General features: G+C 71.4%; 7 protein-coding genes. 3 read left to right on the top strand and 4 right to left on the bottom strand.

Annotated features, from left to right (window positions below; translation table 11 throughout):
- Positions 1-731 precede the first annotated feature (731 nt).
- Positions 732-1,397, top strand: a complete 666-nt coding sequence (locus ACOV8S_RS17110) for a hypothetical protein (protein WP_448318660.1) — start codon at positions 732-734, stop codon at positions 1,395-1,397.
- Here ACOV8S_RS17110 and ACOV8S_RS17105 read toward each other — a convergent pair.
- Genes ACOV8S_RS17105 through ACOV8S_RS17090 form a run of 4 tightly spaced genes read right to left on the bottom strand, consistent with a single transcriptional unit; the run spans position 1,394 to position 6,827 of the window.
- On the bottom strand, positions 1,394-3,724 hold the full coding sequence (locus tag ACOV8S_RS17105) for a beta-xylosidase/alpha-l-arabinosidase (RefSeq protein WP_448318895.1): 2,331 nt from the start codon (positions 3,722-3,724) through the stop codon (positions 1,394-1,396). The genes ACOV8S_RS17110 and ACOV8S_RS17105 overlap by 4 nt on opposite strands.
- An 18-nt stretch (positions 3,725-3,742) precedes the next feature.
- Positions 3,743-4,606 carry a carbohydrate ABC transporter permease gene (locus ACOV8S_RS17100; protein WP_448318659.1) on the bottom strand — a complete coding sequence of 288 codons (864 nt, stop codon included), beginning with the start codon at positions 4,604-4,606 and terminating at the stop codon, positions 3,743-3,745.
- 5 nt (positions 4,607-4,611) lie between these two features.
- Positions 4,612-5,517 (bottom strand): carbohydrate ABC transporter permease, encoded by a 906-nt coding sequence (locus tag ACOV8S_RS17095; RefSeq protein ID WP_448318658.1) that lies wholly within the window; start codon positions 5,515-5,517, stop codon positions 4,612-4,614.
- Positions 5,514-6,827, bottom strand: a complete 1,314-nt coding sequence (locus tag ACOV8S_RS17090; RefSeq protein ID WP_448318657.1) for an extracellular solute-binding protein — start codon at positions 6,825-6,827, stop codon at positions 5,514-5,516. The genes ACOV8S_RS17095 and ACOV8S_RS17090 overlap by 4 nt, the downstream gene beginning before the upstream one ends.
- Positions 6,828-7,045: 218 nt before the next feature.
- Here ACOV8S_RS17090 and ACOV8S_RS17085 point away from each other — a divergent pair, with 218 nt between their 5' ends.
- Entirely contained in the window at positions 7,046-8,095 is a 1,050-nt protein-coding gene (locus ACOV8S_RS17085; RefSeq protein WP_351110629.1) for a LacI family DNA-binding transcriptional regulator, read from the top strand.
- 104 nt (positions 8,096-8,199) lie between these two features.
- A partial coding sequence (locus ACOV8S_RS17080) for an LCP family protein (RefSeq protein ID WP_448318656.1) occupies positions 8,200-9,330 on the top strand: 1,131 nt, incomplete at its 3' end.

Below are 9,330 nucleotides of genomic sequence, written 5' to 3'. Positions count from 1 at the left end.
GCGAAGATCCTGGGAGGTTCTGTCGAAGGCCCGGACCGAGTACCGGGCCGCCCGTAAGGGGGTCGGCGATGTGGGACGAGCGGAGTACGACTCGCGATCGCGAACCGGTGCTGCTGCGCGACGTGCTGGCGGCGACCACCGCGGCGCTGCACCAGGCCTCGCGTGAGGCCGCGGCCGTGGCGGCGTCCACGGCGGGATCCGCGACGACATCCGCCGCGGCGTCCACGGCGGAGGCCGTGATGCCGGGGCCACGGTGCGGGGAGTGCGGCGCGGATACGCGCCGCGCCGCCCGCGCGATACCGGGGCGCCGCCCGCGGCCGGGGCCAGGCGCGGCCGCAGCCGGCGCCTGCCCCAACCGTTCAGCGGCATGAGACCACCGGCCCGGCCCGTCCGCCGAACGAGGGACGCAACCAGGCCGATCAGATGACCAATTACCTCCATCGGCTCAGTCGTCAGGACTGACCCGGACCCCCGGGGGTCACAGCTTTCTCGCAGACCGACTCGAACGAGACGCGGGAGACCAGATGACATCCGGGAGCACAGGGCAACGGCGTCGGCGTCGGCATCGCCGCGCCGCATGGGTCACCGGCGGTCTGTCCGCCTCGCTCGCCGTCACGCTGACGTGGAGCGCGGCGGCGAGCGCCGTGGCCGCGGAGCCGCGGCAGGCCGCGCGCCCGGGGCCGGCGGCGGCCGCGGGCCCCGGCGACCGGTGCGAGGAGGAGGACGGCGGCGTGGGGTCCGGCGTCCTGTCGTCGTGGCTGTCGATCTGGGGCCTCGGCGGCAGCGAGGCGCGCGGCTGCGACGGCGAGTGGGACAGGTGCCGGGAGCGACCGCTGCCGGATCCCGACCGGCGGCCGGACGCCGGCCGTCCCGACACGGGCCGCCCCGACGACACAGGCCGTCCTGACGACACGGACGGCTTCGGCGACACCGGCCGTCCGGACGACATGGACCGCCCCGACGACACCGACCGCCCCGACGACACGGACGGCTTCGGCGACACCGACCGCCCCGACGCCCGGCTGGACGAGGCCGCCCGCCCCGCCGCGGACGCCGCCGGCACGCGCCCGGGTGCACAGACAGGTACCGCCCCGCGCGGGATCACGCGGGGCGGTACCTGTGAGACGCCGGAGGGCTGGACCGAGGTGACCGGCGAGCTGGTGGACGTGCTGCCGAACGGTGGCAGCGCCGTCAGCATCGCCACCTGCCCGCGCGGCACGGTCGCCGTCGCCGGCGGCTGGTCGACCTCCGAGCCGGGCCTGCTGCCGGGAGTCTCCCAGCGGCTCGGCGAGAACGGCTGGCGCGTCGTCTTCGACAACCCGACCGACAAGCGGATCAGCGGCGTGGCGTTCGCCTACTGCGAGGCCGAGGAGGGCGAGGACACCGACAGGGCCTAGCCGGCCTTGGTGACCTCCGTCTCGCAGAGCAGCTCGCGCTCGTGCCCGACCACCCGGGTCTCACCGGTGAGGGTGAGCGGGAAGACGTGCCGCACGTCCGTCGAGGAGGCGGCGAGACGCAGCTCCAGCTTCCCGGGCTCGACCACGCGCACGTTGTCGCGCCCGGTGAAGGAGGACAGGTCGGCGTGGAACCGGAAGGTCACCCGGCGGGCCTCGCCGGGGGCGAGCTCCAGGCGCTGGTAGCCGACGAGCCGCACGTCCGGGCGGGTGACCGTGGCGACGGGGTCGTGCAGGTACATCTGCACGACCTCGGCGCCCGCCCGGTCACCGGTGTTGCGGACGGTCGCCGACACCTCGTAGGTGCCGTCGGTGCCGATCTCCGCGCCGGAGGCCGGGGCCTCGAAGCCGTCCCACTCGAAGGCGGTGTACGACAGGCCGTGGCCGAAGGGGTACAGCGGTGTCGGGTCCAGGTTGGTGATCTCGTTGGCCAGGCCCAGCGGCGGCTGGAGGTAGGTCCACGGCTGACCGCCCGGGTCGCGCGGCACGCTGACGGGCAGACGGCCGGAGGGGGTCACCCGCCCGGAGAGCACGCCCGCGACGGCCGGGCCGCCCTCCTCGCCGGGGAAGAAGCCCTGGACGATGCCGGCGAGCCGGTCCGCCCAGCGGCCCAGCGCGTAGGGACGCCCGGTGAGCAGCACCGCGACCACCGGCTTGCCGGTCTCCAGCAGCGCGTCGAGCAGCTCGCCCTGGACGCCCGGCAGGGCCAGGTCGGCGGCGTCGCAGCCCTCGCCCGAGGTGCCGCGGCCGAAGAGGCCGGCGCGGTCGCCCAGCACCGCCACGACCACGTCCGAGGACGAGGCCAGCGCGGCCGCCTCGGCGAATCCGGCGGTGTCCGTCTCCGAGGTGTCGCAGCCGAGGGCGAACTCCACCGTCGCGTCCGGGAACTCGCTCCGCACGGCCTCGAGCACCGTGGGGATCTCCACACCGAGAGCGACCTCGGGGTGGTGCGGCAGCACGTGGGAGGGGAACGAGTAGCAACCGAGCATCGCCATCGCGTCGTCGGCCCGCGGACCGACGACCGCGATGCGGCGGACGGCCGAGGGGCCGGACGCGCCGAGCGGCAGCGTGCCGCCGTCGTTGGCCAGCAGCACCACCGACTCCTCGGCGATCCGGCGGGCCAGCGCGCGGTTGGCGTCGGAGTCCAGCTGCAGGGAGCCCTTGGGCTCCGGCGACCAGTCCTCGTCGAGCAGGCCCAGCTCGCACTTCTGCAGCAGCACCCGGCGCGCCGCCCGGTCGACGAGGTCCTCGGAGACCCGGCCCGCGCGCACCTCCTCGATCAGCGGCTTGCCGAAGCAGCGCAGCGTCGGCAGCTCGACGTCGACGCCGGCCTCCAACGCCACCCGGGCGGCGTCGCCGAGGCCGTCGGCCACCCGCTGCAGGTTCTCCAGGAAGCCCACACCGAAGTAGTCGGCGACGACGGTGCCGTCGAAGCCCCACGTCTCGCGCAGCAGCTCGGTCAGGAGCCAGGGATCGGAGTGCGAGGGAACGCCGTCGATCTCCGTGTAGGCGGCCATCACCGAGCGCGCCCCGCCGTGCCGCAGACCGTGCTCGAACGGCGGCAGCGTGACGTCGGCGAACTCGCGCACGCCCGCGCGCACCGGCGCGTGGTTGCGGGCGCCGGCCGAGGAGGCGTAACCGGCGAAGTGCTTCAGCGTGGCGACGATGCCGGCGGTCTCCAGGCCCTTGACGTAGGAGGCGGCCACGGTGCCGACGAGGTACGGGTCCTCGCCGATCGTCTCCTCGACCCGGCCCCAGCGCAGGTCGCGGACCACGTCCAGCACCGGCGCGAGGCCCTGCTGGACGCCGGCGGCGACGAGGTCGGCGCCGATGCGCCGGCCGAGCTCCTCGACCAGCTCCGGGTCGAAGGAGGCGCCCCAGGCGAGCGGCACCGGGTACGCGGTGGCGCCCCAGGCCGTGAAGCCGGCCAGGCATTCCTCGTGGGCGACGGCGGGTATGCCGAACCGGTTGGCCGCCATGATCGTCCGCTGGGCGCGGGCGAGCGCGCGCGCACCCTCGTCGGGATCGATCGGGGCGGTGCCGTAGGAACGGGTGATCTGGCCGAGGCCGTGGGAGATCACCTCGTCCCAGTCCCAGTCGCTGGCCATCTCGTGCTGGTGCGGGGCTACGCCGGCTTCCGCATCCGTCGAGGCGCCGACCCACACTCCGTAGAGCTGTGCGGTCTTCTCCTCCAGGGTCATCCGGGAGAGAAGATCCTCGACACGGGCTTCGGCGGGAAGTGCGGAATCACGCCAGGGGGCGGTCATGATGCTCCTGAGGGAAAGGTGTTACTTGCCGCCGACGCCCATCAACCCGCTCACCAGGGCCCGTCGGGCCACGAGGTAAACGACGAAGATCGGCACGCCGGAAAGGACGACGGAAGCCAGCAGCGCGGGGATGTTGACCCCGAACTGGCTGACGTAGTTGTAAAGGCCCAGGGTGAGGACGCGAGGCTCCTCGGACTGGGTGAAGATCAGCGCGAACAGGAAGTTGTTCCAGGCCTGCAGCGCAGAGTAGATGATCACCGTGCTGATGCCGCCCTTGGCGAGGGGGATCACCAGCTGGAAGAGCATCCGGGTCGGGGAGGCGCCGTCCAGGGCCATGGCCTCGTAGGACTCCTCCGAGATGTCGCGGAGGGTGCCGGTGAGGACCAGGACCGAGACCGGCATGGCGAACGCGGCGGTCGGGAGGATGATCGCCCAGAGGGTGTCGTAGATGTCCAGCTTCGTGATCAGCAGGAACAGCGGCACCACCACGGCCTGGGCCGGGATGGCCACGCCGAGGAGGAACAGCCGGAAGGCGCTGCCGGACCAGAAGCCGCGGTTGCGGACCGCGACGTAGGACAGCGGCACCGAGAGGCACACCACGATGACGACCACGCCTATCGCGGTCAGCGTCGTGTTCCACAGGTAGTGCGAGAAGCCCGAGTCGAGGACCAGGCTGTAGTTGTCCAGCGTCGGGTTCTTCGGCGGCGTGAGGGCGCCTCGGCCCATCGCCTCCTCCGGGCCGGCCAGCGAGGTGGTGATCATCGCGTAGAGCGGGATCAGCACGATCAGCAGCCAGACGAAGGACGCCAGGCCCGCGATCGGGTTGGAGCGCTTCGTCCGGTGTCGGCGGCCGGACGACGCGAGGGTGTCGCTGCGGTGGGACATGGCGGTCACATCCCTTCCCGGACGCTGTTCATCTTGCCGAAGCCCGTGAGACGGATCAGCAGCAGCGACAGGCCGGTGGCGGCGATCACCAGGAAGGTGGCGACGGCGCTCGCGTAGCCGTAGTCGTAGGAACGGAATCCGGCTTCGTACATGAGGTAGGGCAGGATCTTCGTGTCGGTGCCGGGGCCGCCCTGGGTGAGGATCAGGACGGTCTCGAAGTAGGTCAGGGAGCCCACCACCATCAGCACGCCGGACATCGCCATCGTGTGGCGCAGCTGGGGCAGCGTGATGGAGAAGAACTGGCGCAGTCCGCTCGCCCCGTCGATCGCCGCGGCCTGGTACAGGACCTCGGGTATCTGACGGGCGCCGCCCTGGTAGATCAGGGTGTGGAACGGTATGAACTGCCAGGCGCCGACGAACACGATCGCCAGGAACGCGCCCGAGGTGGTGCCGAGGGTGTCGCCCTTGATGACGCCGTAGTTCGGGTCGAGCAGGGCGAAGAACAGCAGCGCGATCGCCGTGGAGGACAGCAGGAACGGCACGAAGAAGATCGCCGAGAGCACCGCGCGGTTGCGCTGCCTGCCCGCCGCCCACACTCCGAGGAGCAGGGAGATCACGGTCTGGAAGGCCCAGCTGACCACCGTGAGGAGCACGGTGATGAGCAGGGAGTGGATCAGTTCTGGATCGGTGAACAGGTTCTTCCAGTTCTCCAGGCCGACGAAGCCCGGATCACCGAGGCCGTTCCAGTCGGTGAACGACAGGTAGACGGCCAGCGCCATCGGAACGACGGCGAAGAACGTGAAGAACAAGACGCCGGGCAGCGCCCAGGACGCGTTCGGGCGACCCACACGGGTGGCCCGGACGTCGCCCTTGGGCGCTGCGGCGGCGGACTTGGTGACCGGATAGGTCACTTGAGCCCCTTCAGCGCATTGACGAACTCCTTGGGCGAGGACTGGCCCAGGAAGAGCTTGTCGATTTCGGTGAGCATCGGCGTCTGCCATTCCGGCTTGACGGCCTGGTCCCAGCTGAGGGTGAACGCCGGGGCGTCCTGGACCAGTCCGTACTGGAACTTGGCGAACTCCGGGTTGGGCGAGGCGTCGAGCAGCGCGCCCGCGTTGGACGTGGTGGGGATGTCGCCGTTGGCGACCAGCGCCTTGGCGTACTCCTCCGACGCGCAGGTCTTGAGGAAGGCGATCGCCGCGTCCCGGTTCTTGGTGCGGGCGCTGAGCGACCAGTAGTTGGTCGGGTTGCCCACGACGTTCTTGATGTCGCCCTGGCCGCCGGTGTACTCGGGGAAGGCCACCCAGCCCAGGTCCTTCTCGGCGAACTTCTTGAACTTGCCGAGCTGGGTGGAGTACTCCCAGGAGCCCATGAGGTGCATGGCGGCCTTGCCCTGCGCGAGCAGGGCGGAGGCGCCGCCGTTGTTGTACTGGACGGAGCTGAAGCCCTTGCCGAAGGCGCCGCCGTCGACCAGCTTCTTGATCTCCTCGGCCGCGCGCAGCACCGCCGGGTCGCCCCAGGCGGCGGCGTCGCCGTTCTGGATCTTGCGGAAGACCTCGGGACCGCCGATGCGGTCCACCAGGTACTCCACCCACATCAACTCGGTCCACTTGTCCGCGCCACCGAGCGCGAACGGCTGGATGCCGCGGGCCTTCAGCTTCCTGTTGGCCTCCAGCAGTTGGTCCCAGGTGGTGGGGGCCTGGAGGCCGTTCTCCTTGAAGACCTTCTTGTTGAAGAACAGCAGGACGGGCTGCATGCCGCGCATCGGGATGCCGTACGGGCGGCCGTCGAGGGCGCCGGACTGGATGATCGACGGCAGGAAGCCGTTCTTCAGCTCAGGAGTCGACTCGATGATGTCGTGCAGGTCGATGAGCTGGTTCTCGTCGACGTACGCCTTGATCGAGCCGCCACCCCAGTTGAAGAACAGGTCCGGAGCGCTGGGCGAGCCCATGGCGGTGCGCAGCTTGGCGGGATAGTCGCTGCCAGGTATGCGCTGCAGCTTGATCGTCCCGTTGGCCTTCTTGGCGGCCGGGGACGAGTTGAAGCGCTGGATCGCGTCTTCCTGGATCCTTGCGGCATCGTCACCCCAGACGAAAGCGATGAGCGGTCCGCCCTCGCCGTCCTCGCCACCGTCGTCGCCGGAGCCGCACGCGGTGAGGCCGGCGGTGAGCAGAGTGGCGCCGCTGACGCCCAGGAACCAACGCCTGCTGAGGTGCTCCATGGACAAGTACTCCTCGGGGGAAGCGGTCTTCGTTGACCGCAAATCTACGGTTTCAGGGCGATTTGGGGGAGATGCCCTGTATATGACTCACAGCACCGAGGTGGGGGGCGCTTGGGGGGCTTCCTCCGAAGCTTTCGATCGTTGCCGCGAATGTTTTGGGAACCTAAGCGCGTCAGAGGGGTTCGTCAAGACCCCGGGCAGATATACGATCCCGAACCATGACCTCACCGGAATCCGCCGAAACCCCTTCCGTGCCCCGGCAGGGACGCACAGCGACGCTTGCCGAGATCGCGCGGGCGGCGGGTGTGTCCGCGCCAACAGTTTCGAAAGTTCTCAACGGCAGGGCCGACGTCGCCCCGGCCACCCGCTCGCGGGTCGAACGCCTGCTGCGCAGCCACGGCTACCGCAGGCGTCGCGCGGACGCCTCCCGGTCGCCGCTGATCGAGCTCGTCTTCCACGAGCTGGAGAGCGCCTGGGCCATGGAGGTCATCCGCGGCGTCGAACGGGCCGCGCGCCGCGCGGGCCTGAGCGTCGTGCTCTCCGAGAGTGCCGGACGTCACACGCCGGGCGGCAGCTGGGCCGACCAGGTGGCCGCACGGCGGCCGCACGGCGTGATCCTGGTCCTGTCCGGGCTCGACGAGGGCCAGCGCACGCTGCTGACCAGCCGGTCGATCCCGTTCGTGGTGATGGACCCGGCCGGCGACCCCGGGGCGGAGGTGCCCTCGGTGGGCGCCACCAACTGGCAGGGCGGCCTCTCCGCCACCCGCCACCTGGTGGAGCTCGGCCACACCCGGATCGGGGCCATCAGCGGCCCGACCCGGATGATGTGCGCCCGCGCCCGCGTGGACGGCTACCGGGCCGCCCTGGAGACCGCGGGGCTGGCCGTCGACCCCGGTCTGATCCTGGACGGCGACTTCCACCACGAGGCGGGCTACCGGCTCGGCCTGGACCTGCTGCGCCGCGACAACCGCCCCACGGCCGTTTTCGCCGGCAACGACCTGCAGGCGCTGGGCCTCTACGAGGCGGCCCGGGAGCTCGGTCTGCGGATCCCCGACGACCTGAGCGTGGTGGGCTTCGACGACCTCCCGGTGGCCCGCTGGGTGGGTCCGCCGCTGACCACCGTGCGGCAGCCGCTGACCGAGATGGCCGAGGCGGCGACCCGGATGGTCCTCGAACTGGGGCGCGAGGAGAAGCCGACCGCGGGGGCGCGCATGGAGCTGGCGACGAGTCTCGTGGTGCGCAGCAGCACGGCCCCACCGGCCGTCTGAGAGAACGGAATTCACTGTTCGCCTTCGAAACTTTCGAAAGCTTTTCGGTGGACCTCACGGACCGTGAATTCCGTCCTGGCAGGGTTCGGACTTATGTTCTGCCCGTGAGTGAGAACGAGGGGAACGGGGAGCGTGGCCGGGGGGCCGCCGTCCAGGTGCCGCGCAGGCGCTGGAAGAAGGCCGTGGGCTACACGCTCGGGGGAGTGCTGGTGCTCGGCGCCGTGGGGGGCGGCTGGGTCTACCGGCAACTGAACGACAACATCCGCAGCGTCGATCTCGACGCCGCGCTGGGGGACGAGCGGCCGCACGCGCCGGTCGGCATGCCGGTGGGGTCCGGCGGGCCTTCGGCGCCCGCCGCGGCCGGCGAGGGGGCGGGCGGCGGGGCGCTGAACATCCTGGTGCTGGGCACCGATTCGCGCGACGGCGAGGAGAACCGTCGTCTGGGCGGCGGGCCTCCGGGCGGCGCCCGCTCGGACACCGCGATGGTGGTGCACCTGGACGAGGGGCGGGCCTCCGCGACGGTGGTCTCTGTCCCGCGCGACACCCTGGTGACCCGCCCGGCCTGTCCGCTGCCGGACGGCGGCACCACGGCCGTCGCGCAGGGCGTGATGTTCAACAGCGCCTACGCGGTGGGCGGTCCGGTCTGCGCGGTCAAGACCGTGGAAGCCATGTCCGGCGTGCCGGTGGACCACTACCTGGAGATCGACTTCGCGGGCTTCGCGGATCTGGTGGACGCGCTGGGCGGCGTGACGGTGGAGCTGGAGCAGCCCATCGACGACGACAAGAGCCACCTCAGCGTCGACGCCGGCGTCCAACGCCTGTACGGGGAGGACGCCCTGGCCCTGGCCCGCACCCGCCACGGCATCGGCGACGGCGGCGACCTGGGGCGCATAGGGCTGCAGCAGAAACTGGTGACGGCGCTGCTCGAGCAGGTCGCCGAGGCGGACCTGCTGACCGACCCGGTGCGGCTCTACCAGGTGGCGGACGCGGCGACCTCCGGGCTCACCGCGGACACCAAACTGGACTCGCTGGCCGAACTGGCCGCCTTCGCCCGCACGTTGCGCGACCTCACCCCGGAGACCGTCCGCACGGTGACCCTCCCGGTGGTCCCCGCCCCCGCCGACCGCAACCGGCTGGTCCCGGACGAACCGGAGGCGGGCGACCTGTGGGCCTCCCTGCTCCCGGGCGCGGAGCCCGTTCCCACCCCGGACCCGGCCCCGTCGTCGTCCGTCCCC

The organism is Streptomyces sp. CO7 (assembly GCF_053474865.1).
The sequence above is the reverse complement of the archived record's forward strand: the minus strand, read 5'-3'. Positions and strand labels throughout refer to the sequence as shown.